This window comes from Agrobacterium sp. lyk4-40-TYG-31 (assembly GCF_030209855.1).
Taxonomy (GTDB): Bacteria; Pseudomonadota; Alphaproteobacteria; order Rhizobiales; family Rhizobiaceae; genus Agrobacterium; species Agrobacterium vaccinii.
The window spans coordinates 309780-331246 of record NZ_JARVRE010000009.1 but is presented as its reverse complement, the minus strand read 5'-3'; the positions used below and the strand labels follow the sequence as shown (position 1 = coordinate 331246).

The window sequence follows — 21467 nt, the reverse complement described above, 5'->3', positions numbered from 1 at the left end:
GCGGCAGCAGGGGCCTATTCTGCATTGCCCCATTCGATCCAGTCGCGCATCAGGCGGTGCGCGATGGCGCCGCGCGGTGGGGGTTGCCTGCCGTCGGCGGATGTCATGTCCAGAAGTGTTGCCACTTCCTCGCGGGTAAACCAGCGGCAATCTTCAAGCTCGGCCTCGTCCCGTGTGATGTCCCGCGTCAGCGCCTCTGCGTAGCAACCGATCATGAGGGTGTGGGGCATCGGCCAAGGCTGCGACGCGTGGTAACGCACCCTGCCGACATCGATATTGGCTTCCTCATGGGTCTCGCGGCGTACGGCGTTCTCGATGGTTTCGCCCGGTTCCACGAAGCCTGCCAGGCAGGAGTACATGCCGGGTGCGAAGTGCGGTCCCCGACCGAGAAGGCACAGTTCCCGTTCCAGATCGATCGTCAGCATGATGACCACAGGGTCCGTGCGCGGAAATATCGTATGCGAGCAAGCTGTGCAGGTGCGCTTGTAGCCACCGATGCGCGGCTCCATTGCACTGCCGCAGCGCCCGCAAAAACGGTTATCGCTGTTCCAGTTGATCAGCGCCACAGCCTGGGCGACCTCGCCCAAAAGTTCGTCGCCGATCAGTTGGTCGCGATACAACGTGCGGGCATCCACCGGCTTGTAGTGGCTTGCCAGCGCGTCCTCGGCAATGTTCACGGGAACAGCGATGCGCGGCTCGCCATTGTCCTTGTGGCCCAGCAGAATGGCCTTTTCGAAGTCGGGATCGAGTTCTGCCAGCTCGTAGGCCGAAAACAGCGGGTCGAGCACCTGGTCGTCATGTTTGAGAATGAGCTTTGTGCCCGCGAAGGCCAGCAGATGCGTGCCTTCCAGCTTCAGCGCATCCACGACACAGTTTTCCGTGCGCTTTTCCGCCAGACGATCCAGCTTGTTTTGCGCGAAGGCGGTGAGGGTGCTTGGTTCTGGATGGGGGGAGTTCGTATCGAAAATGCTGTGTGATGTCATCAGAGCGCGCCGGCCAGTTTTTGCATGAAATTGTGTCTGTCTTCGTCCGAATAGGCAACGGGAGTGCCTTGCCCCCAGATCGGACCCGGCCAGCAAGGATCGCCCTCGTTGCGGGCAATGACATGAACGTGGAGTTGCCGCACGATGTTGCCAAGAGCGCCGACATTTATTTTCGCCGCGCCGGTCAATTGTTTCAGCGCGGATGCGACCTGATTGATCTCGAATGCCAACGTCGTCTGGTCGAGCGGTGTCAGGTCGAACATCTCGCTCATGTCGCCTCGCTGCGGCACGAGAACGAGCCACGGCCATCGGCAATCATTTTGAAGGCGCAGTTGGCACAGGCCCAGCTTGGTAATCAGCACGCTGTCGCGCGCCAGTCTATCGTCAAGCCGGAATGTGTCCAAGGCGTCCTCCCAATTTGTTTTCTCCTGATAGCAGTTTTTTGAAGGCTTGGCTTGCATTTGCTTTTATTATTGCCGATATGTGCCTTCGGGAGGTTGGTGGTGGACGAGCCACTCGCCAACCGGGTCAGGTCCGGAAGGAAGCAGCCCTAACGAGCCAGGCACGGGTCGCCGTGCCAGCCTCCCACCTTTTCTTTTTGAAGACGTGCTCAGGTTTCGCCGGGCCCATTCGGCCTGAAGCGGGCAGCACCCAATCACTGGCGAGGCGATGAGCGAAACCGGAACCAATACGCCCCAGACCAAAGAGCAGGGTACAGGTTACCGGGTTCTGGCGCGAAAGTACCGCCCAAAGGACTTTTCCGATTTGATGGTTGGCCAGGAGCCGATGGTTCGCACGCTGACAAACGCGTTCGAGACCGGGCGCATTGCGCAAGCCTATATGCTGACCGGTGTTCGCGGCGTGGGCAAGACCACGACAGCCCGCATTCTGGCACGTGCGCTGAACTACAAAACCGACGAAATCGACAAGCCGACCATCGATCTGCGCATCCCAGGCGAACATTGCCAGGCCATCATGGAAGGCCGCCATGTCGATGTGATCGAGATGGACGCCGCCTCTCATACCGGCATCGACGACATCAGAGAGATCATCGAGCAGGTGCGCTATCGCCCGGTTTCGGCACGCTACAAAGTCTACATCATCGACGAAGTGCACATGCTCTCGACGCAGGCCTTCAACGGCCTTCTGAAGACGCTCGAAGAGCCGCCGGAACATGTGAAATTCATCTTCGCAACGACCGAAATCCGCAAAGTTCCGATTACCGTTCTGTCGCGTTGCCAGCGGTTCGATCTGCGCCGGATCAGCGCTGCCGATCTGGTTGGGCTGTTTACGGCCATTGCAGCTAAAGAAGGTTTCGAGGCAGAGCCGCAGGCGCTGGCCATGATCGCCCGTGCAGCTGAAGGTTCCGCGCGTGACGGTCTGTCTCTGCTGGATCAGGCCATTGCCCATGGTGGCGGGCATGTGGAGGCGGAAGCCGTTCGCGGTATGCTGGGCCTTGCCGACCGCGCCCGTATCGTCGATCTGTTTCACCACGTGGTGAAGGGCGATGTCGCGTCGGCCCTGGGTGAATTTACGGCTCAATACGAGGCGGGTGCGAACCCTGTCGTCGTCCTCAACGATCTGGCTGATTTCACGCATCTCGTGACGCGCATGAAATATGTGCCGGATGCGGCGGAAGACCCGTCGCTGTCGGAGGTCGAGCGTGTCAGCGGTGCGGAGTTCGCCGACAGTATCGCGGTGTCCACCCTGTCGCGCATCTGGCAGATGCTGCTGAAGGGTATTCCTGAAACGGAAAATGCCTCTCGCCCGGCAGGCGCTGCCGAGATGGTGCTGATCCGCCTTTCGCATGCGGCCAATCTGCCTGCGCCCGAAGATGCCGCCCGTCGGCTGCTGGAGCTTGCCAATGGAGACGGCGGCGCGTCCAGCGGTGCGCCTTCCGGTGGCGGTAATGGTGGCGGCGCACGCGCCTATTCGTCTACGCAGGCCGTTGCCTCCGCTCAAGTTTCGCCGCAGCGCCAGACCTCGCCGCAGCCGACCGCCATGCTGCGCACTGTGCCGGACAGCCGCCCGCAAGAGATGCAGGTCGCGACCCCCAAGCCAGAAGAACGACCAGAGCCCAAGGTTCCCATCAACGCCTTGAGTGACATCGTCGATCTCTGCACCAAACACCGTGAACCAATCCTCAAAGCGAGGCTGCGCAATTTTGTCCATCTTGTGCGGCTGGAGCCCGGGCGCTTCGACCTGCGGCTCGGCGAAGGCGCGCCCGGCTCGCTTCCCGGTGAGATCGGCGTCAAGCTCAAGGAATGGACCGGCATCCACTGGATCGTCAGCATCAGCAAGGAACAGGGTGAGCCCACGCTTGTCGAAGCGGAGGGCAACGCGCGCGAAGCCCGCTTTGTCGATGCGCGGCAAGATCCCGATGTCGCCGCTATTCTAGCGCAGTTTCCCGGTGCCAAGATTACGGACGTTCGCATCAGGACACCGGTGCCCGACGACGTCGAAGAGATCGCACCACCATCCGTTGTCGAATCGAGCGAAGGCGACATCCTTCCCGGCGACGATATCGAATTCTAGAAAAAGACAGGAGTTTTGCGATGCGCGACATCATGGGCATGATGGGCAAGGTCAAGGAAATGCAGGCCAAGATGGAGAAGATGCAGGAAGAGATTGCTGCACTCGAAATCGAAGGCAAATCCGGTGGCGGGCTTGTTACCGTCAAGATGAGCGGCAAGGGTTCGCTGCTCGGCGTGAAAATCGATCCGTCGCTCCTCAAGGAAGACGAAGTCGAAATTCTCGAGGATCTGCTTGTGGCTGCGCATAATGATGCCAAGCAGCGCGCGGAATCCGTCACGGCTGAGAAGACACGCGACCTGACAGCCGGTCTGCCGATTCCACCCGGTATGAAGCTGCCTTTCTAGGCCATATTATTCCAGCATCGCCCTGAAACGGCTGGCAAGCGGCGTGGTGAGATATGCGTCCCGCTCCGCTTGCGATAGTCGACATGGCCGGAATTTCTGGAGAACGACAGGGATTGGCAGCTGAGTGCCTTGATAGGCGGTCAGTACCACCGTTTCATCAGCGGCCATCATCCCACCCTGCAGCACGCGACAGTAAAAGCCCGGCTGTCCCGCCTGTTTGAAGCGGGGTGCGAAATTTGGGTCGCTTATGCGCGCGGTTAGCGTCGCGCAGGGAATGCGAGCCGCGGTGACTTCAAGCTTCACCTCGGCCGCCATCAACTGATCGCCCACATGCATCTTCGCGCTGTCGATGCCGTCAATGACAAGATTTTCGCCGAAGAAACCGGGCTCGATGGTGCGACCGAGTTCGCGCGACCAGAAATCGAGATCGGCAGAGCCCATTACGTAAACGGCCTGATCCGGTCCACCATGATGTTTCCTGTTGCAGACGGCGTCGCTGACGATTCCCTGCTGGTCGATGAGGACAGGACCTTGAACGGGATGTTTGAAAATTCCTGTCTTCGACGTCTTGCCGGGGAGAAGTTTCGCATCGGCCCGGCAGATTGCGCGTATTTTCATATGATGCTGTCCGCTTGTGATTCCCGTTATGACATTTATGCAGTAGAAAGCGCCCATGGCAAAACGAGTCACCGGTCCTGAAATCGAAAAACTCATCCAGCTTCTGGCAAAAGTGCCGGGGCTTGGTCCCCGTTCGGCGCGCCGCGCGGCTCTTCATCTCATCAAAAAGAAAGAGCAACTGTTGGGCCCCCTCGGGCATGCCATGGGCGAAGCCTATGACAAGGTGAAAATCTGCTCCTGCTGCGGCAATGTCGATACGATGGACCCGTGCACGGTCTGCACCGACGAACGTCGCGATCAGACGGTGATCATCGTGGTGGAAGATGTCGCCGATCTCTGGGCGCTGGAGCGGGCTGCGGCCATGAACACCGCCTACCACGTGCTGGGCGGTACGCTGTCGCCGCTGGATGGCGTCGGGCCGGAAGACCTGAACATCAAGGGTCTGATCGACCGCGTCAGTGCAGGTGGTATTCGCGAACTCATCATCGCCGTCAACGCGACCGTCGAGGGACAGGCGACGGCCCACTATATCACCGACAGGCTGACCGGCCTCGATGTGAAGATCACCCGATTGGCGCACGGCGTGCCGGTCGGAGGCGAACTCGACTATCTCGACGAGGGAACGCTGACGGCGGCGTTGCGCGCACGCACAGCGATCTAGGGCGGATAGAATCTGGTCTTGTTCACAAGGCCACACATGCATTTCAAAAAAGGAAGCTCCATGCCCTCCAAATTGTTCGGTCTCGCATTCGCTGCGGTCATGACGTTGCTGTCGAGCAGCGCGGCCTTCGCGCAATCGACCCCCACGGGTGCAGCCGCAGCCAGATATGACGCCGAATTCAATAGTTGGCTGAAGAAAGAAATCTGGCCGGAAGCGCGCAAGGCAGGCATCTCGCAAAAGACGATAGAGATGACGCTGAGCGGGCTTACCATCAACTGGAAGCTCCCGGACCTCATCATACCCGGCCAGAAGCCGCCGAAGGAGCAGGCACAAAGCCAGGCGGAGTTCTCGTCACCGGGCGCCTATTTTTCGGAGCAACGCTTGCAGGGCCTTGCCGCAACCGGACGTTCGCTCGCTGCCACCCATTCTGCGACCCTCAAGCGCATCGAAGCCACCTATGGCGTTCCCGGCAATATCCTCATTGCCGTCTGGGGCCGCGAATCAGGCTTCGGGCGCGCGAAACTGCCGAATGCCGTGATCGACGTTCTGGCGACCAAGGCCTATACCTCGACGCGGAAAGACCTGTTCCGCACAGAGCTGATCGATGCGCTGAAGATCGTCGATAGCGGCGATATCTCCGCATCGAAAATGATTGGCTCCTGGGCAGGTGCGCTCGGTCAGCCGCAATTCATGCCATCGAGCTATCTGAAATATGCCGTCGATTTCGACGGCGACGGCCATCGCGATATCTGGAATTCCGTGCCGGACGCGCTGGCTTCCATCGCCAACTATCTGTCGAAACGCGGCTGGCAGCGCAATCGGGACTGGGGCTTTGAGGTTTCCATACCGGACAACGTATCCTGCGCGCAGGAAGGGCCAGATCTGGCACGCCCGGTCGCGGACTGGGCCAAAATGGGGATCACGCGCATCTCGGGAAAAGGCTTTCCGTCTAACGATTTGAGTGCGGATGGAATGATGCTCATTCCCGCCGGTCGAAACGGCCCGGAATTTGTCGTGACGCCGAATTTCTATGTGATCAAGGAGTATAACAACTCCGATCTCTACGCGCTTTTTATCGGCAATCTCGCAGATCGCATCACCTATAATGCCGGGCCCTTCCAGGCCAAGTGGGGCGATGTCGGCTCCATGCTGCGCTCCGATGTGCTCTCCATGCAAAAGGCACTCGTTGCCAAAGGCTATGATGTGGGCAAAGCTGACGGCCTGGCTGGCTTTAAAACGCGGCGATCGATCGGTGACTGGCAGTCCAAGAACGGAATGCGTTCAACCTGCTTTCCCGATGCGTCCCTCAAAACCAAGCTGAGATAGGCGCCAATAACTCCGCTGTCTCAGCTTATTCTGACGGCGATATAGATCAGCACCAGCGCTATCACCCAAAGGGCAATTCGGCCCCAACGGGTGTGGCGCGCTTCTGCCTTGCCGATTGCCTCGGCAGTCCGCTCATCGAAGCGAAGACCGTGCTCGCTCATATACATCAGGTCGGAATGCAGCTTTTCCGTCTTGGCAGCGATTTCAGGCGCGGCTTCGGCTAGCTTCATGGCCGCTTTCAGGCCATCCTTGATGTCGGTGACAACGCGTTTGGGGCCGAGATTGTCGCGTATCCAGCTGCTGACGACAGGATCAGCGGCTTTCCACATGTTGAAACGTGGATTGAGCATGCGCGATACGCCTTCGACCACCACCATCGTCTTTTGCAGCATGACGAGTTCAGGGCGTGTTTCCATGTCGAAGAGTTCGGTGACTTCAAACAGAAGCGTCAGCAATTTGCCCATGGAGATCGTTTCCGCAGGCTGCCCGTGAATGGGCTCACCAATGGCGCGGATGGCCTGGGCGAAGCTGGCAATGTCGTGGTGGCCGGGAACGTAACCTGCCTCGAAATGCACCTCTGCGACGCGCATGTAATCGCGGGTGATGAAGCCATAGAGGATTTCGGCAAGGAACCGCCGTTCCTTTTTGCCGAGACGCCCGGCAATGCCCATGTCGACGGCAACGATCATACCCTTCGGGTCAACGAAGAGGTTGCCGGGATGCATGTCGGCGTGGAAAAAACCGTCCCGCAATGTGTGGCGCAGGAAGGACTGAATGAGCGTATCGGCCAATGCGTTGAGATCGTGACCGGCAGCCTTCAGGCCTTCTACGTCGGACATCTTTACGCCGTCGATCCACTCCATGGTGACGACATCACGGCCCGTGCGTTCCCAATCCACTTCGGGCACACGAAAGCCGGGGTCGCCTTTGGTGTTTTCGGCAATTTCGGAAAGCGCCGCCGCTTCCAGCCGCAAATCCATTTCGATCTTGGTCGTCTGTTCCAGCGCGCGTGTGACTTCCACCGGGCGCAAGCGACGTGCCGAACGCACGAAGCGCTGTTGCAGATCGGCAATCAGATACATGGCCTCCAGATCGTTCTGGAAGCGCTGGCGCACACCCGGGCGGATGACCTTAACGGCGACCTTCTTTTGCCCCGAAGGGGTGCGCACCATTGCAGGGTGCACCTGCGCGATGGAGGCTGCGGCAATCGGGTCGTTGAACTCCAGAAAGAGCTCGCTGACGGGTCGCCCCAGAGAGCCCTCGATATTGGCCTTTGCCGCGGCATTGGGGAAGAATGCCATGCGGTCCTGAAGTCTGGACAGATCGTCTGCGAAGTCGGCTCCGACGACATCGGGGCGGGTGGCCAGAAACTGGCCCATTTTCACATAGGATGGACCCAGGCGCTCCACCGCTGTCGCCAGACGATCGCGCCTGTCCGCATGTTTCGCGCGATTACGGGCGAAAGGCTTCAGCAAGGCTTTCGCGAATTTTGCTGTCTGCGGCAGGTCTTCCGATGGCAGTGCCAGCACCACGCCCTCGCGCACGAGAACCCAGCCAACCTTTGCGAGGCGGTAATATGCGCCAGGAGTGCTCATGCGAATGCCTTCTTCCTGCCCGTGGCTGCCATATCGATCAGAGCTTCCAGCCGGAATGCAGGGCGGCAATGCCGCCGGTATAATTGGTATAGCTGACGCGCGAGAAACCGGCAGTGCGGATCATCGCTGCGAAATCTTCCTGATTGGGAAATTTGCGGATCGATTCCACCAGATACTGATAGGGCTCGGCATCGCCGGTGATCATCTTTCCGAACTTCGGAATAGCGTTGAACGACCAGGCATCATAGACCTTGTCGAGAAGCGGCATATCGACCTCGGAAAATTCGAGCACGAGAAGACGGCCACCGCGCTTCAACACCCGGTGCGCTTCTTTCAGCGCCACATCGATGCGCGGCACGTTGCGGATGCCGAAGGCGACCGTGTAGGCGTCGAAGCTGTTGGCCTCGAACGGCAATTCCTCGGCATTGGCTTCCACGAAGGTCAGATTGTCGGAAAGCTTCTTCTTCGCCGCCCTCTCTTCGCCCACGGCCAGCATCGACCCGTTGATGTCGAGAACGGTAGAATGCGCCAAGCGATTGGAGGCTTCGATGATGCGAAACGCGATATCGCCAGTGCCGCCAGCCACATCAAGCGTCTTATAGGACGGGTCCTTGCGCGGATTGAGCGACGAGATCATCGCATCCTTCCAGACGCGGTGCATGCCAGCCGACATGACGTCATTCATGATATCGTAGCGCTTGGCGACCTTATGGAAGACCTCGTTGACCATTCCCTGCTTCTGGCCTTCATCCACCTTGTGGAAGCCATAGGAGGTTTCCATGCCGCCTTGAGCGGTGGTGCGGGCTTCGGTCATGAGCGGTCTCCATGTATTATTGCGGTGCGGACCATAGCGGAAACAGGATTACGAAGCTATCTGTTGCGACAGCAACTGCCTGCGACATGTATGCCCGCAGGCAGGAGATCACAAGACCGTTGCGGTAAACATGTGGGATAAACTCCATGCCAGAATTGCCCGAAGTTGAAACCGTCCGACGCGGCCTTGCGCCGACCATGGAAGGTGCGCTCATCGAAAAACTGGCGCTCGGCCGTCCCGATTTACGCTTTCCCTTCCCTGAGGGGTTTGCGGATCTGGTGGATGGAAAGCGTGTCATTTCGCTTGGCAGGCGGGCGAAATATCTGCTGATAGAACTGGAGGGTGGGCTGACCATCGTCTCGCATCTGGGCATGTCCGGTTCGTTTCGCATAGAAGATGAGGGCACGGACACGCCCGGCGTCTTCCATCATGCCCGCTCGAAGGATGGCAAGCACGACCATGTGATCTTTCACCTGCGGCTGGGCGATCGTGCAGTGCGCGTCATCTATAATGACCCGCGCCGCTTCGGTTTCATGCATCTGGTGGAGCGTTCCAATATCGATCTCTATCCGGCCTTCATCGATCTTGGCCCGGAACCGACAGGCAATACACTCAGCGCGGATTATCTCGCAGCCCGCTTTTCCGGCAAGGCCCAGCCGCTCAAAAGCACATTGCTGGACCAGAAGATCATTGCAGGGCTTGGCAATATCTATGTGTGCGAAGCTTTGTGGCGTGCCCATCTTTCGCCCCTGCGGGCTGCGGGTACACTGGTGACGAAGACCGGCAAACCACGTGCGCAGTTGACGGTGCTGACCGAGAAAATCCGGGATGTGATTGCTGACGCGATAGCGGCAGGCGGGTCATCCCTTCGCGACCACATTCAAACCGACGGTACACTGGGTTACTTTCAGCACTCTTTTTCGGTTTACGACCGCCAGGGTCATGCTTGCCCCACACCCGGTTGCGGGGGTACGGTCGAACGTATCGTACAGGCGGGGCGTTCCACCTTTTACTGCGCCGCCTGCCAGAAGTAACGGGAGAGGATGAATCCGATGGAATACGAGACCCTGATTGTCGAAAAGCGCGATGCGGTCGGCGTTATCACGCTCAACCGCCCTCAGGCTTTGAACGCGCTCAATTCTACCGTGATGAAAGAGCTGCGGCACATATTGGCGTCCTTCTCTACGGATGAGTCCATCGGCGCAATTGTCATTACCGGCTCGCCAAAGGCCTTTGCCGCAGGTGCCGATATAAAGGAGATGCAGTCTCTGGATTTCGTCGATGCCTATCTCGGTGATTTCCTGGGCGGCTGGGACGATGTGGCAGCTATCCGAAAGCCTGTCATCGCGGCGGTCTCCGGTTTCGCCCTGGGTGGCGGATGTGAGCTTGCCATGATGTGCGATTTCATCATTGCCTCCGATACGGCGAAGTTCGGGCAGCCGGAAATCACGCTCGGCGTTATCCCGGGCATGGGCGGATCGCAGCGCCTGACCCGCGCTGTCGGCAAGGCGAAAGCCATGGACCTCGTTCTCACAGGTCGCAAGATGGATGCGGCAGAGGCAGAAAGGGCAGGGCTCGTGTCGCGGGTCGTGCCGCAGGACCGCCTGCTCGATGAAGCGGTCGAGGCTGCGGGTGTGATCGCGTCGCTGTCTCGTGCGTCCGTGCTGATGGCAAAGGAAAGCGTCAACCGGTCCTTCGAAGGCTCTTTGAGCGAAGGCCTGCGCTTCGAGCGGCGCCTGTTCCAGTCTCTTTTTGCGACGGAAGATCAGAAAGAGGGTATGGCGGCTTTCATAGAGAAGAGAAAACCGGTATTCAAGAATCGCTAGGGCAATCCCATGCGTGGAATGGGCCGAAAGCTTCATGTGTTTTCGGCTCAAGAGGCGCCAAGGATTCGAAATATCAGCGTTTTTGCTGAAAATGCGCGTTGACGGGCAGCCGCTTTAGGGCTATATGCCCGCCCACGGTTAGGAAAAGCCACCCGGCTTGTTCCAATTACTCCCGCACTCTTTGGAACGTGAGGTCTTCGACAGACCTGATCCTGTGGTTGCGGATTTTGGTTTGAATTCGAAGAGAGGCATACATGGCCAATACAACTTCGGCGAAAAAGGCGACTCGCAAGATCGCTCGCCGTACTGAAGTCAACAAGGCTCGCCGTTCGCGCGTTCGTGGTTTCATCCGCAAGGTTGAAGAAGCCATCGCATCGGGCGATCTTTCAGTGGCAACGGAAGCCCTGAAGGTAGCTCAGCCTGAGATCCAGCGCGCTGCAACGCGCGGTGTTCTGCATGGCAACACGGCATCGCGTAAAGTGTCCCGTCTTGCTCAGCGCGTGAAGGCACTTTCAGCCTAATCCGGCTAATCCAAATTTATTATAAAAAGCCTGGTCTTCGGACCGGGCTTTTTTCGTTTCTAACGACTTGTTAATATGTCTCCTGTCAGCATGACACTTCTGCGTCAATGAGGTGACGGAAAAATACATTTAAAATCAATGACTTGCGAAAGGTCTCTGAATCGGGCGCTGCTTTACGTAACGGAAGGCTACACTAAGTTAGAGTCAAGAGAATTTTTATTTTTCCCTCAAATCGCCCTTTGAAAAAGTCGAGAAATTGAATCTCATTGATTCATAAGAGATTCTCCAGACGGCCCTTCAAACGATGCAAAACGGCCCCAGTGAGTCAATGGCCGATCTTCGGTTTGGCGGAAAAATCGCCATTGATCTCCACCCCTGATCCTGCCTAAATGCATCTCGACAAGGGGCAAGGATTTCTATCCACAAGCTATCTCGATCCTTGAGTATCGAAGGCACATGCTTCTTGCGGACGAATTCTGTTCGAGTTCGTTTTTTCAAGTATTGGGGTCGGTTTGGTCGTAATCCACACGGTTGCGAAAAAGCGAAGCTGTGTCCTGATGATCGTATGTTTAGGTTGTGTTGTGGGAGTAGTTGTTGAGTAATCGCAGACCTCTCCATGATGAAGAGGGAAGTGGGATAACCGGCTCGCGGTGATACAAAAGACTCAAAGGACATGCTTACGAGGGGGATGTCTGGAGAGAAAGAATAAACGAGGGGTATCCCTGATGAACGTTGGTTCGTCGGGCTATGATTGGCAATTTTGAAAGGCGGCAATATGCAATTGAATTTGGTGATGGGTGCGGTATCAAACGGGGACCGCACACCAAAGGCATGTGATGCAGCTGGTACTGATGCGGCAAGGGACAACCAGGTTATGAAGCAAGACGCGCTGTTTGAACGTTTTAGCGCGCGGCTTAAGGCGCAGGTCGGACCGGAAGTTTATGCGAGCTGGTTCGCTCGCCTGAAGCTCCACTCCGTTTCCAAGAGCGTCGTACGGTTTACCGTTCCAACGACATTTTTGAAATCATGGATCAACAATCGCTACATCGATCTCATCACGACGCTCGTTCAGAGCGAGGATGCCGATGTCTTGAAGGTCGAAATTCTCGTGCGTTCGGCAAGCCGTCCTGCACGCCCTGCTCCGGTCGAAGAACGCGCCCAGCCCGCCGCTGACGTGAGCGCCTCCGTCCAGAGAGCAAAGCCGTTCATTCCGCCACAGCCATCGTCAAGCGCGCAGATCTCAGGTGCTTCCGCACCCGTTACCCGCCACGCTGGCTCCGGTCCGCTGTTCGGATCGCCGCTCGACAGCCGCTTTACCTTCGACACCTTCGTTGAAGGCGCGTCCAACCGTGTGGCTCTGGCTGCTGCAAAGACCATCGCTGAGGCCGGTGCGGGTGCCGTGCGGTTCAATCCGCTTTTCATCCATGCAGGTGTTGGTCTCGGAAAGACCCACCTTCTCCAGGCCATCGCCAATGCTGCCGTCGACAGCCCGCGCAATCCGCGCGTCGTCTATCTGACCGCAGAATACTTTATGTGGCGCTTCGCAACCGCGATCCGCGATAATGATGCGCTGACCCTGAAGGACACGCTGCGCAATATCGACCTTCTGGTCATCGATGACATGCAGTTCCTGCAGGGCAAGATGATCCAGCACGAGTTCTGCCATCTGCTCAACATGCTGCTCGACAGCGCCAAGCAGGTCGTGGTTGCCGCTGACCGCGCACCTTGGGAACTGGAATCGCTCGATCCACGCGTTCGTTCGCGTCTTCAGGGTGGCATGGCCATCGAAGTCGAAGGCCCGGATTACGAGATGCGCTACGAAATGCTGAACCAGCGGATCGCAACCGCCCGTCAGGACGATCCAAGCTTCGATATTCCCGAAGAAATCGTCTCCCACGTGGCCCGCAGCGTCACCGCCAGCGGTCGCGAACTGGAAGGCGCGTTCAACCAGCTGATCTTCCGCCGTTCTTTCGAGCCGAACCTTTCGGTCGAGCGCGTCGATGAATTGCTGGCGCATCTGGTCGGCACCGGCGAAGCCAAGCGCGTGCGCATCGAAGACATCCAGCGCATCGTCGCCAGACACTACAACGTCTCGCGCCAGGAACTGGTCTCGAACCGCCGCACCCGTGTCATCGTCAAGCCGCGTCAGGTGGCCATGTATCTCGCCAAGATGCTGACCCCGCGCTCCTTCCCGGAAATCGGTCGCCGCTTCGGCGGACGCGATCACACAACCGTTTTGCATGCGGTCCGCAAGATCGAGGAACTGATCGGCGGCGATACGAAACTCGGCCACGAGGTCGAGCTTTTGAAGCGGTTGATCAACGAAAACAACGCGTGACTGTGATGGTCGGGGAAACCCGACCATTCCTCGATCATGTGACCATTATATAAAAGACCGGTCGCGTGTTCAAAAGCGAGGTTCGGTCTTTCTACTTGTAATTGAGTCATGCGTGTGATTATTTCACGACAGCAAAGCGCTTCTTTTTAATTCAGCACCTAAGATACGGGTGCAAAATGCATAAATTTTCACTGTGATTTGAGACATGGAAAGGCACGATATGTCGGCTTGGCATTTGATTGTTATCATTGCTCTTATTGCCATCCCGCTGATCTTCGTCTTTAGGCCGCCGCCACCCGGACCCAACAGGTTCGGTACACCGGCCATGCCCATGACGTTTGGAGAGGCTTTTGCCAGCTTCTTCAGAAACTACGTCAATTTCCGGGGCAGGGCGTCCCGATCGGAATACTGGTTTTCTTTCCTATTTGTGTCGGCCAGCTCGTTGGGTGTCGACACGATTGATAGTCGTGGGTTCCTGAGTCTGATCTGGTCTTTCATTCTGTTTTTACCGATGATCGCAGTGTCTACGCGTCGCCTTCACGACATCAATCGCAGTGGATGGCACCAGCTTCTCTCGGGATTTTTCCCGATCGGATCGATCGTTGTGATCGTCTGGTATTGTACGGCGGGCCGAGACGAAACCTGATCTAGGCTAGGAGTGGAGTTTCGTCATCGACCCCGCGTTCTTCGTGAGGCTTGCGCATCGCGATCCAGAGATGGGTGACGGGTACGAGCAATGTGCCGCCGCCAATGATGGCAAAAGGCAAACTTGTCCAGCCACCGTCGCTGACGCCCACAGCCGCCATGACGGTCGTCGCGAAAATGAGCGGCGCCAGCCCGCAATAAAAGCCGATCCGAAAATCACGGCGGTGTGCTGACAGCTCCTGCGCACCCTTGAAGAGATAGATGTGCGAGAGTTTTGCCAGTTTCCATAGGGCGATGACACCTGTCACGGACAGCGTCGCGGCTAAGATGACGATCACTCCGATGAGAAGAACAGGCGCAGCTTCTCCATTTGCATCAACGAGATAACTCATGAGCCAAACCGGACTAAACAGGATCAGCAAGCCTGCATAAGGCGCGCTGATCACCGCTACCAGTCCATAGGTCAGGTAGAAGGGCGCTGCGAAGATAATCAGTTCCACGAAATACACGACGCGGGCCACGATCTGCGATGTCTCACGCTCCTTCATAGTAAGACCTCCAGTGTCTGATCGGCAGCCTGCTTTTCACTGCTCAATCTGCGCCAGTTCTTTGAGGCGTAGCGGTGGGCCTGTTTCAGGGCGACCCAGAGTGCCAATTGCTTGACGGGTGCCAGCCATCCATGTGCGACGAATTCGCTTCGTCGCTCGACACGGGTCATGTTCGGCCCGATGGCAACCAGTGTGAATTCATCCTCCAGATTGCCGATCCAGTCCTTGCACCAGACGGTGCTGCCGATCATGCGGTAACGCATTTTCTCGTTGGGAATGTAATCCAGAATGCGCTGATCGATGGTGCCGCGATCCGTGGTGCATTGGCGGGTGTTGCCCAGAGCACCGTATCCTTCCAGCACCTTGCAACTGACCGGCTTGGGAATACCGAGGCGAAACAGGAAGGGTTTGGAGCTGTCCATTTTGGCATGGAGAAAATGCGGCCAGATGTGGTGCGGGGCGCTGTTGAAAATCCATTGCGAGTGAATCTGCATAATTGTCTCTCCTTCATTTCTACAATTAGGTAATCAACTAATTATAATCCTGTCAACAGTTAGTTGATTGTCTAATTGATTAATGGTAGAAAGAGCCATGTCCATTCAGTTGATTTTCGAGGCACTGGCCTCTCCCGTCAGACGCAAAATCCTAGCCTATGTCGCGCATCATGAGATGAATGCAGGCGATATTGCCGCACGTTTCGAGATGTCAAAACCGTCGATTTCACAGCATTTACAATTGCTTGAACATGCGGGACTGGTGTCGTCTGAAAAGCGGGGAAAGTATGTTTATTACCGACAGGTTTCGGACACGCTGGCCAATAGCCTAACCGGGTTCGTGCAGGATATTTGCCCTGTAGGCGCGCCGTTGCGGCGCGAAAGTGCGGAGAATGCCCGTAAGGCACAGGAAAAAGATGTGGGTGCGACGTCCGAATAACGGACTACATCAACACGCCAGATCAGCCACCACCGAATCCAGAATAAGCATGCCGGATGGCGTGCAGCGCAGGCGTGAATTACCCAGGCGCTCGATGAAGCCGTGTTGCAGCAGGAAATCTTCCTTGTCGGGATCGAGGTCGCGGCCGGAGAGATCGCTCCAGCGGGCAAGATCGACGCCTTCGCGCAGGCGAAGGCCCATCAGCAGAAGCTCATCGGACTGTTCTTCGACACCCAGCATTTCCTGATCCAGAATGCCATGGCCATCGCGTTCGACGGCCTCAAGCCAGGTTTCCGGGTGGCGTTCGGTGGCGGTGGCGAGTTTTGCGCCGCCTTTGGTCAGGCGCCCATGCGCGCCGGGGCCGATGCCGGCATAGTCGCCGTAGCGCCAATAGGTCAGGTTATGGCGGCTTTCCGCGCCCGGTATCGCGTGGTTGGAGACTTCGTAAGCGGGCATGCCGTGACGCGCGGTGATCTCCTGCGTTGCCTCATAAAGCAGCGCGGATTGGTCGCCATCCGGCACGATCAGCTTGCCTGCCTTGTGAAGACCATAAAAGGCGGTGCCTTCCTCGATGGTCAGCTGGTAGAGTGACAGGTGGTCGACGGCATAGGAAATGGCTTCGACAAGCTCTTTTTCCCATTCTTCGACCGTCTGGTTCGGGCGGGCATAGATGAGATCGAACGACATGCGCGGGAAGATCTCGCGAGCAAGTCGGATGGCTTTCAGCGCATCGGCGACATCATGCAGGCGCCCCAGAAATTTCAGGTCACGGTCGTTGAGCGCCTGTACGCCCATGGAGACACGGTTGACGCCAGCGGCGCGGTAACCGCGAAAACGCTCCGCTTCGACGCTGGACGGGTTGGCTTCCATGGTGATTTCGATGCCATCGGGCACATGCCAGAAGCGGGCAATGCCATCCAGAATGGCGCCAACGGTCTGCGGGTCCATCAGCGACGGCGTGCCGCCGCCCAGGAAAACACTGGTCACGACCTTTGCGCCGCTCAGCTGCCGCATCGTGTCCATTTCGCGCAGGAAGGCGGCAACGAAACGGTCCTGATCCACAGGCTTGTGGCGGACATGGCTGTTGAAATCGCAATAGGGGCACTTGGCCGCACAGAAGGGCCAATGCACATAGATGCCGAAACCGGGCTCACCGGTATCGGGCAGCAGTGTCGCATCGGGGGCAGGGGAGAAACTGCTCCCGAGATCGATCATCATGCGTCCAGACAGGTTTCGACGAAGGTTTTGAAGGCGCGGGCGCGGTGGGACAGGGCTTGCGCGTCACCGGGCTTCCAGCCATGCTTTTCCTCGGCAGTCATCTCGCCGAAGGTCGTCTCGTGTCCTTCCGGTTGGAAGATCGGGTCGTAACCGAAGCCGCTGGCACCACGCGGCGGCCATGCAACGGTCCCTTCGATCTCGCCGCGGAAGAATTCGGTATGGCCATCGGGCCAAGCGAGGCAGAGCACGCTGACAAAGCGGCACGTGCGGGCGGAAGGCTCCGTCGCGCCACGCTCCTGAAGTGCGTCTTCGACCTTCTGCATCGCCATCGCGAAATCGCGGGTTCCATCCGCCGTTTCCGCCCAATTGGCGGTATAGACGCCGGGGTTGCCGTCAAGCGCATCGATCACCAGACCGCTATCGTCTGACAGCGATGGTAGGCCGGACGCTTGCGCAGACGCCAGCGCCTTGATGGCGGCGTTTTCCTCGAAGGTCGTGCCGGTCTCGTCGGGTTCTGCGAAATTCAGCTCCGCAGCCGACTTGGCAGAAAAACCGAGAGGGCCGATGAGATCGGCGATTTCGGCAATCTTGCCCTTGTTATGGCTGGCAACGACGATGGTTCTGGTGTCGAGTTTGCGCATGGTTCTGATGTCCTGGCTCAGGCAATCGCCCGCTTTTGCAGCTCAACGAGTTCCGCGCAGCCGGTCTTGGCAAGACCAAGCAGCGTCAGGAATTCCTCTTCCGAGAAAGGCGCGCCTTCAGCCGTGCCCTGAATTTCAACGATGCCACCGGAACCGGTGATGACGAAGTTGGCGTCGGTTTCAGCCGAGGAATCTTCCAGATAATCGAGATCGATCACCGGCTGGCTGGCGAAAATACCGCAGGAGATCGCAGCGATATGGTCTTTCAGGACCTTCTCGACCTTGATCATGTTGCGCGTTTCCATCCACTTCAGGCAGTCGTGAAGGGCAATCCAAGCGCCGGTGATGGAGGCCGTGCGGGTGCCGCCATCGGCCTGAATGACATCGCAGTCGATGCTGATCTGGCGTTCGCCCAGTGCCTGAAGATCGACCACGGCGCGCAGCGAGCGGCCAATGAGACGCTGGATTTCCTGCGTGCGGCCACCCTGCTTGCCGGATGCGGCTTCACGGCGCATGCGCTCATGGGTGGAGCGGGGCAACATGCCGTATTCGGCGGTGACCCAGCCCTTGCCGCTGTTGCGCAGCCATGGTGGCGTCTTTTCTTCAAGGCTGGCGGTGACGAGAACATGCGTATCGCCAAATTTGACCAGACAGGAGCCCTCTGCGTGCTTGGAGAAGTTGCGCTCAAAAGAAACTTTGCGCATCTGATCGAGTTTTCTGCCTGAAGGCCGCATGTGGTTCGTCTCCGTGTTGATCTGCGCCTTCTAAGGCCGCAGCACCGGTTTTGCAAAGGAAAAGCGGGTCTCAGCACCGCCACCTTGGAATTTCCGTTTTCACTTGTGCAAGCGAATGACTATATTCCTTACAGTACTGAATTGATGAAGAGCTGGCGAATGGGCGTTTCTCCTCCGATTGGAACAGAACCGGGTGCGCTGCTGGATGATCGCTCACGCGAGATTTTCCGGCGCATCGTCGAAGGCTATCTCGAAAATGGCGAGCCACTGGGCTCGCGCAGCCTTTCGCGCCTGCTGCCAATGTCTCTGTCTCCCGCCTCCGTTCGCAACGTCATGAGCGATCTGGAACAGCTTGGCCTGATCTATTCGCCGCATATCAGCGCAGGTCGCTTGCCGACGCAAAGCGGGCTTCGCTTCTTCGTGGATGCCTTTATGCAGGTGGCCGATCTGCCTGCCGAGCAGCGCGCCAGCATCGACAGGCAGATCGGTCCGGTTTCCGGGCGCGAACAATCGATAGAGGGTTTGCTGACGGAAGCGAGCCGCATGCTCTCGGGCATGTCGCGTGGCGCCGGCCTGGTGCTGACGACCAAGAGCGATGCGGTGCTGAAGCATGTGGAATTCATTCGCCTGGAGCCGACCAAGGGTCTCGCCATCCTGGTCGGCGACAACAATCAGGTCGAAAACCGTATCATCGAACTGCCCGCCGGGATTACCTCGTCGCAATTGACGGAAGCGGCCAATTTTATCAACGCGCATCTTTCCGGCCAGACGCTGCCGGAACTGCGCAACCAGCTTTTGCGTCAGAAGTCTGAGCTGCAAAGTGCGCTGAGTACACTCGCGCAAGATCTTGTGGAGCGCGGGCTAGCGGTCTGGTCGGGTGATAATGAAGAGGGCAAGCTCGGACGTCTCATCGTGCGCGGTCGCTCCAATCTTCTGGAAGGGCTGGCCGGCGAAGAGGACATCGACCGCGTGCGACTGCTGTTCGATGATCTTGAGCGAAAGGACAATCTGATCGAAGTCCTCAATCTGGCTGAGACAGGATCCGGCGTGCGGATTTTTATCGGATCGGAAAACAAGCTGTTTTCCCTGTCGGGCTCATCTCTGATCGTTGCGCCCTACAGGGACGATGAGAACCGGGTGGTGGGTGCGGTCGGCGTCATTGGTCCGACACGGCTCAACTACTCCCGTATCGTGCCGATGGTGGACTATACCGCCCAGATCATGGCCCGACTTTCCAGCCAAAGACGCTGATCCTCAAAAGACATCACCGAATCCGGAACGGATTTGCCTGCGAGCCTTGATTTTTGCCCGGCAAAGCTCGATATCGGGCTCAACCCATGAACACATGTGAAGCTGGAGAACGTCATGACCGATGACAACAACAAAACCGGACCTGACGCAGACGTCGTAGACGAGGCTGCCGACACTGCTGCTGTTGAAGACGCAGGGCAAGAGCAGGCAGAGCCCGATCCTATCGACGTCTTGAAGGCCGAAAATGCCGATCTGCGCGACAAATTTCTGCGCCTCGCTGCGGAAATGGACAATCTGCGCCGCCGCACCGAGCGCGACGTGAAAGATGCCAAGGCCTATTCCGTTGCAGGCTTTGCCCGCGACATGCTGGCCGTTTCCGACAATCTGCGCCGTGCACTCGACACCATCCCTGAAGAGCTGAAGACGAATTCCGAAGCTGGCATTGCCGGGCTGATCGAAGGCGTCGACATGACGGAGCGCTCGATGCTATCGGCGCTGGAGCGTCATGGTGTGCGCAAGATGGATGCGGAAGGACAGAAGTTCGATCCGAATTTCCACCAGGCTATGTTCGAAATTCCCAATACGGCGGTTCCGAACAACACGGTCGTGCAGGTCGTCCAAGCGGGCTTTACCATTGGCGATCGCGTGCTGCGCCCGGCGATGGTCGGCGTTGCCAAGGGCGGCCCCAAGGGTGATGCGCCCACAGCGGCTGAGCCGGGCACAAGCGGTCTGAACGAAAAAGACGCGTAATGTGAACGTCCACCCCGGTCTATGGCCGGGGTGGATCCGATCAAATGGTTTTATGCCTTGCTTTGATCGAACTGACGATCCAGCCAGTCATAAGCGTAATCCTGCTGAACAGCTTCGAAGACATGGCCACCGGGCCAGATTTTGCTCTCGAAGTCATCTGCTACGCCCCACGCGTCCCAAACCCCACTCATTTTCTGAAAAGCCGTTTTAACAGACGCGAGTGGAAACAGCCTGTCGTGCTCTCCTGCAAAGATCAGCATGGGGTTGGGTGCGCAAAGACTCGCCACATCCGGGTAGTCCATATGCTGCATCAGCCCTGGATGCGTCATGTGCCAGGCCGATCCTCCACGACAGTGGTTATTGCCAGGTTCCATCAGGCCCTTGGCCGTCGCCATCCAGTTGACCGCAATCACAGCCTTGATCGTATCGCTCAGCGCTGCTGCCTGCCAGGCTCGGAACGCCCCCATTGAAAAGCCGATAGCCGCGACACGGGTGCTATCCACTTGGCGGAGGTTACTGAGAAAATCCGCAGCGCGCGTATCCTCCAGCGCCATCAAGCCCGCCAATGAACTGCCCATGTTGAAAAGATTGGCGGCAAGAGCCTGCTGGCCATCATAGGTAAGGGGGCCGCGGTATCCCCAGCCCAGGGCATCCGTCACCAGCACGACATAACCACGGCGGGCAAGTTCATCCGCTGGAAATCGCCCGGAAAAGAACCTTGCCGTCCATGCCTTGGCGGATGTCAGGCGGGCGTCGTCGTCCCAGGGCTCCACCAGCTTTTCCTTGCCGATATCGAACTGCGATCCATGATCGTGATAAAAGATCGCTGCTGGAAACGGGCCTTCGCCCTTTGGCACCAGCAGAAAGGCCTGTACCCGACTGTCAGAGGTCAGGTTGAAGGCGATCTTGTGTGCGACATAGCTGCCACGATCCTTGGAGGCCATCGTGGAAGGTGTGAACGGGGTATCGTCTGGCTGTTGAAGGGTCAGCGCGTGAAGTTTGGCCCGTGCCGTCGCCTTCCACGCGAAAACATCGTCTTCGCCGGGTCGCCAGGTAAGAGGGAAATCAAGTCTTTGCTTTAGCGAGGCGGAGAAGACCGGCAGATGATCGGGCGTCACACCCTGCGTCTGGGCGCGAGTATCCGTTCCAGACGTAGGGTCGTTGCCGTTTTCCATCAGCCCGTGAC

General features: G+C 57.9%; 23 protein-coding genes and 1 other RNA gene. 13 read left to right on the top strand and 11 right to left on the bottom strand.

Annotation, left to right across the window (positions count from 1 at the left end):
• Window positions 1-14: 14 nt before the first annotated feature.
• Together nudC and QRN55_RS18465 are read right to left on the bottom strand one after the other, a co-directional pair.
• Window positions 15-983, bottom strand: coding sequence for an NAD(+) diphosphatase (gene nudC, locus QRN55_RS18470; RefSeq protein WP_111840151.1), 969 nt, complete (start codon window positions 981-983; stop codon window positions 15-17).
• Window positions 983-1444, bottom strand: coding sequence for an HIT domain-containing protein (locus QRN55_RS18465; RefSeq protein ID WP_284777800.1), 462 nt, complete (start codon window positions 1442-1444; stop codon window positions 983-985). The genes nudC and QRN55_RS18465 overlap by 1 nt, the downstream gene beginning before the upstream one ends.
• A 31-nt stretch (window positions 1445-1475) precedes the next feature.
• Here QRN55_RS18465 and ffs point away from each other — a divergent pair.
• The 3 genes from ffs to QRN55_RS18450 all read left to right on the top strand — a co-directional run bounded on the left by ffs (window position 1476) and on the right by QRN55_RS18450 (window position 3862).
• Window positions 1476-1572, top strand: an RNA gene (ffs, locus tag QRN55_RS18460) — signal recognition particle sRNA small type.
• A gap of 80 nt (window positions 1573-1652) precedes the next feature.
• Window positions 1653-3518, top strand: coding sequence for a DNA polymerase III subunit gamma/tau (locus QRN55_RS18455; protein ID WP_284777799.1), 1866 nt, complete (start codon window positions 1653-1655; stop codon window positions 3516-3518).
• A 20-nt stretch (window positions 3519-3538) separates the two neighbouring features.
• Window positions 3539-3862, top strand: coding sequence for a YbaB/EbfC family nucleoid-associated protein (locus tag QRN55_RS18450; RefSeq protein ID WP_111840149.1), 324 nt, complete (start codon window positions 3539-3541; stop codon window positions 3860-3862).
• Window positions 3863-3868: 6 nt separating this feature from the next.
• Here QRN55_RS18450 and QRN55_RS18445 read toward each other — a convergent pair whose 3' ends face one another.
• The gene (locus tag QRN55_RS18445; RefSeq protein ID WP_284777798.1) at window positions 3869-4480 is read right to left on the bottom strand and encodes an MOSC domain-containing protein; all 612 of its coding nucleotides are present in this window, start codon (window positions 4478-4480) and stop codon (window positions 3869-3871) included.
• A 55-nt stretch (window positions 4481-4535) separates the two neighbouring features.
• Here QRN55_RS18445 and recR point away from each other — a divergent pair, with 55 nt between their 5' ends.
• Both recR and QRN55_RS18435 read left to right on the top strand, forming a co-directional pair.
• Window positions 4536-5141 carry a recombination mediator RecR gene (gene recR / locus QRN55_RS18440; protein ID WP_111840147.1) on the top strand — a complete coding sequence of 202 codons (606 nt, stop codon included), beginning with the start codon at window positions 4536-4538 and terminating at the stop codon, window positions 5139-5141.
• 99 nt (window positions 5142-5240) lie between these two features.
• Complete coding sequence (locus tag QRN55_RS18435; protein ID WP_284777861.1) at window positions 5241-6467, top strand: lytic murein transglycosylase; 1227 nt, start codon at window positions 5241-5243, stop codon at window positions 6465-6467.
• Window positions 6468-6487: 20 nt separating this feature from the next.
• On the opposite strand, the gene ubiB is transcribed toward QRN55_RS18435, so the two are convergent.
• Together ubiB and ubiE are read right to left on the bottom strand one after the other, a co-directional pair.
• Window positions 6488-8062: a 2-polyprenylphenol 6-hydroxylase gene (gene ubiB / locus QRN55_RS18430; protein ID WP_112497892.1), complete on the bottom strand. Its 1575-nt coding sequence runs from the start codon at window positions 8060-8062 to the stop codon at window positions 6488-6490.
• Between the two features lie 37 nt (window positions 8063-8099).
• The gene (gene ubiE, locus QRN55_RS18425; protein WP_233135670.1) at window positions 8100-8876 is read right to left on the bottom strand and encodes a bifunctional demethylmenaquinone methyltransferase/2-methoxy-6-polyprenyl-1,4-benzoquinol methylase UbiE; all 777 of its coding nucleotides are present in this window, start codon (window positions 8874-8876) and stop codon (window positions 8100-8102) included.
• Window positions 8877-9022: 146 nt separating this feature from the next.
• Between ubiE and mutM the strand changes: the two genes are divergently transcribed.
• From mutM to QRN55_RS18400, 5 genes are all read left to right on the top strand, one after another.
• The gene (mutM, locus tag QRN55_RS18420; protein WP_284777797.1) at window positions 9023-9910 is read left to right on the top strand and encodes a bifunctional DNA-formamidopyrimidine glycosylase/DNA-(apurinic or apyrimidinic site) lyase; all 888 of its coding nucleotides are present in this window, start codon (window positions 9023-9025) and stop codon (window positions 9908-9910) included.
• An 18-nt stretch (window positions 9911-9928) separates the two neighbouring features.
• A complete protein-coding gene (locus tag QRN55_RS18415; RefSeq protein ID WP_284777796.1) occupies window positions 9929-10702 on the top strand; it encodes an enoyl-CoA hydratase in 774 nt (257 codons plus the stop codon).
• Window positions 10703-10956: 254 nt separating this feature from the next.
• On the top strand, window positions 10957-11223 hold the full coding sequence (rpsT, locus tag QRN55_RS18410; RefSeq protein WP_111840141.1) for a 30S ribosomal protein S20: 267 nt from the start codon (window positions 10957-10959) through the stop codon (window positions 11221-11223).
• A gap of 874 nt (window positions 11224-12097) precedes the next feature.
• A complete protein-coding gene (gene dnaA, locus QRN55_RS18405; RefSeq protein WP_284777795.1) occupies window positions 12098-13561 on the top strand; it encodes a chromosomal replication initiator protein DnaA in 1464 nt (487 codons plus the stop codon).
• Window positions 13562-13781: 220 nt separating this feature from the next.
• A complete protein-coding gene (locus QRN55_RS18400) occupies window positions 13782-14207 on the top strand; it encodes a DUF805 domain-containing protein (protein WP_284777794.1) in 426 nt (141 codons plus the stop codon).
• Window position 14208: 1 nt separating this feature from the next.
• Here QRN55_RS18400 and QRN55_RS18395 read toward each other — a convergent pair whose 3' ends face one another.
• Window positions 14209-14754, bottom strand: coding sequence for a hypothetical protein (locus QRN55_RS18395; protein WP_284777793.1), 546 nt, complete (start codon window positions 14752-14754; stop codon window positions 14209-14211).
• Complete coding sequence (locus tag QRN55_RS18390) at window positions 14751-15248, bottom strand: SRPBCC family protein (RefSeq protein ID WP_284777792.1); 498 nt, start codon at window positions 15246-15248, stop codon at window positions 14751-14753. Before QRN55_RS18390 ends, QRN55_RS18395 begins: the two co-directional genes overlap by 4 nt.
• Window positions 15249-15345: 97 nt before the next feature.
• Between QRN55_RS18390 and QRN55_RS18385 the strand changes: the two genes are divergently transcribed.
• Window positions 15346-15687 carry a metalloregulator ArsR/SmtB family transcription factor gene (locus QRN55_RS18385; RefSeq protein ID WP_234936125.1) on the top strand — a complete coding sequence of 114 codons (342 nt, stop codon included), beginning with the start codon at window positions 15346-15348 and terminating at the stop codon, window positions 15685-15687.
• 9 nt (window positions 15688-15696) lie between these two features.
• On the opposite strand, the gene hemW is transcribed toward QRN55_RS18385, so the two are convergent.
• The 3 genes from hemW to rph are packed head-to-tail and all read right to left on the bottom strand — an operon-like array spanning window position 15697 to window position 18280.
• The gene (gene hemW, locus QRN55_RS18380; RefSeq protein ID WP_284777791.1) at window positions 15697-16902 is read right to left on the bottom strand and encodes a radical SAM family heme chaperone HemW; all 1206 of its coding nucleotides are present in this window, start codon (window positions 16900-16902) and stop codon (window positions 15697-15699) included.
• Entirely contained in the window at window positions 16902-17546 is a 645-nt protein-coding gene (rdgB, locus tag QRN55_RS18375) for an RdgB/HAM1 family non-canonical purine NTP pyrophosphatase (RefSeq protein ID WP_284777790.1), read from the bottom strand. Before rdgB ends, hemW begins: the two co-directional genes overlap by 1 nt.
• A 17-nt stretch (window positions 17547-17563) precedes the next feature.
• Complete coding sequence (rph, locus tag QRN55_RS18370; RefSeq protein ID WP_284777789.1) at window positions 17564-18280, bottom strand: ribonuclease PH; 717 nt, start codon at window positions 18278-18280, stop codon at window positions 17564-17566.
• Between the two features lie 159 nt (window positions 18281-18439).
• Here rph and hrcA point away from each other — a divergent pair, with 159 nt between their 5' ends.
• Both hrcA and grpE read left to right on the top strand, forming a co-directional pair.
• Entirely contained in the window at window positions 18440-19531 is a 1092-nt protein-coding gene (hrcA, locus tag QRN55_RS18365) for a heat-inducible transcriptional repressor HrcA (protein ID WP_112497885.1), read from the top strand.
• Between the two features lie 114 nt (window positions 19532-19645).
• Complete coding sequence (gene grpE, locus QRN55_RS18360; RefSeq protein ID WP_111840134.1) at window positions 19646-20281, top strand: nucleotide exchange factor GrpE; 636 nt, start codon at window positions 19646-19648, stop codon at window positions 20279-20281.
• A gap of 50 nt (window positions 20282-20331) precedes the next feature.
• On the opposite strand, the gene QRN55_RS18355 is transcribed toward grpE, so the two are convergent.
• Window positions 20332-21456 carry a dienelactone hydrolase family protein gene (locus tag QRN55_RS18355; RefSeq protein WP_284777788.1) on the bottom strand — a complete coding sequence of 375 codons (1125 nt, stop codon included), beginning with the start codon at window positions 21454-21456 and terminating at the stop codon, window positions 20332-20334.
• Window positions 21457-21467 lie beyond the last annotated feature (11 nt).

Excerpts from the sequence above, each read along its gene's own strand:
- nudC (WP_111840151.1), bottom strand. The coding sequence starts at position 983 with ATGACATCACACAGCATTTTCGATACGAACTCCCCCCATCCAGAACCA.
- QRN55_RS18465 (WP_284777800.1), bottom strand. The coding sequence starts at position 1,444 with ATGCAAGCCAAGCCTTCAAAAAACTGCTATCAGGAGAAAACAAATTGG.
- QRN55_RS18455 (WP_284777799.1), top strand. The coding sequence starts at position 1,653 with ATGAGCGAAACCGGAACCAATACGCCCCAGACCAAAGAGCAGGGTACA.
- QRN55_RS18450 (WP_111840149.1), top strand. The coding sequence starts at position 3,539 with ATGCGCGACATCATGGGCATGATGGGCAAGGTCAAGGAAATGCAGGCC.
- QRN55_RS18445 (WP_284777798.1), bottom strand. The coding sequence starts at position 4,480 with ATGAAAATACGCGCAATCTGCCGGGCCGATGCGAAACTTCTCCCCGGC.
- recR (WP_111840147.1), top strand. The coding sequence starts at position 4,536 with ATGGCAAAACGAGTCACCGGTCCTGAAATCGAAAAACTCATCCAGCTT.
- QRN55_RS18435 (WP_284777861.1), top strand. The coding sequence starts at position 5,241 with ATGACGTTGCTGTCGAGCAGCGCGGCCTTCGCGCAATCGACCCCCACG.
- ubiB (WP_112497892.1), bottom strand. The coding sequence starts at position 8,062 with ATGAGCACTCCTGGCGCATATTACCGCCTCGCAAAGGTTGGCTGGGTT.
- ubiE (WP_233135670.1), bottom strand. The coding sequence starts at position 8,876 with ATGACCGAAGCCCGCACCACCGCTCAAGGCGGCATGGAAACCTCCTAT.
- mutM (WP_284777797.1), top strand. The coding sequence starts at position 9,023 with ATGCCAGAATTGCCCGAAGTTGAAACCGTCCGACGCGGCCTTGCGCCG.
- QRN55_RS18415 (WP_284777796.1), top strand. The coding sequence starts at position 9,929 with ATGGAATACGAGACCCTGATTGTCGAAAAGCGCGATGCGGTCGGCGTT.
- rpsT (WP_111840141.1), top strand. The coding sequence starts at position 10,957 with ATGGCCAATACAACTTCGGCGAAAAAGGCGACTCGCAAGATCGCTCGC.
- dnaA (WP_284777795.1), top strand. The coding sequence starts at position 12,098 with ATGAAGCAAGACGCGCTGTTTGAACGTTTTAGCGCGCGGCTTAAGGCG.
- QRN55_RS18400 (WP_284777794.1), top strand. The coding sequence starts at position 13,782 with ATGTCGGCTTGGCATTTGATTGTTATCATTGCTCTTATTGCCATCCCG.
- QRN55_RS18395 (WP_284777793.1), bottom strand. The coding sequence starts at position 14,754 with ATGAAGGAGCGTGAGACATCGCAGATCGTGGCCCGCGTCGTGTATTTC.
- QRN55_RS18390 (WP_284777792.1), bottom strand. The coding sequence starts at position 15,248 with ATGCAGATTCACTCGCAATGGATTTTCAACAGCGCCCCGCACCACATC.
- QRN55_RS18385 (WP_234936125.1), top strand. The coding sequence starts at position 15,346 with ATGTCCATTCAGTTGATTTTCGAGGCACTGGCCTCTCCCGTCAGACGC.
- hemW (WP_284777791.1), bottom strand. The coding sequence starts at position 16,902 with ATGATCGATCTCGGGAGCAGTTTCTCCCCTGCCCCCGATGCGACACTG.
- rdgB (WP_284777790.1), bottom strand. The coding sequence starts at position 17,546 with ATGCGCAAACTCGACACCAGAACCATCGTCGTTGCCAGCCATAACAAG.
- rph (WP_284777789.1), bottom strand. The coding sequence starts at position 18,280 with ATGCGGCCTTCAGGCAGAAAACTCGATCAGATGCGCAAAGTTTCTTTT.
- hrcA (WP_112497885.1), top strand. The coding sequence starts at position 18,440 with ATGGGCGTTTCTCCTCCGATTGGAACAGAACCGGGTGCGCTGCTGGAT.
- grpE (WP_111840134.1), top strand. The coding sequence starts at position 19,646 with ATGACCGATGACAACAACAAAACCGGACCTGACGCAGACGTCGTAGAC.
- QRN55_RS18355 (WP_284777788.1), bottom strand. The coding sequence starts at position 21,456 with ATGGAAAACGGCAACGACCCTACGTCTGGAACGGATACTCGCGCCCAG.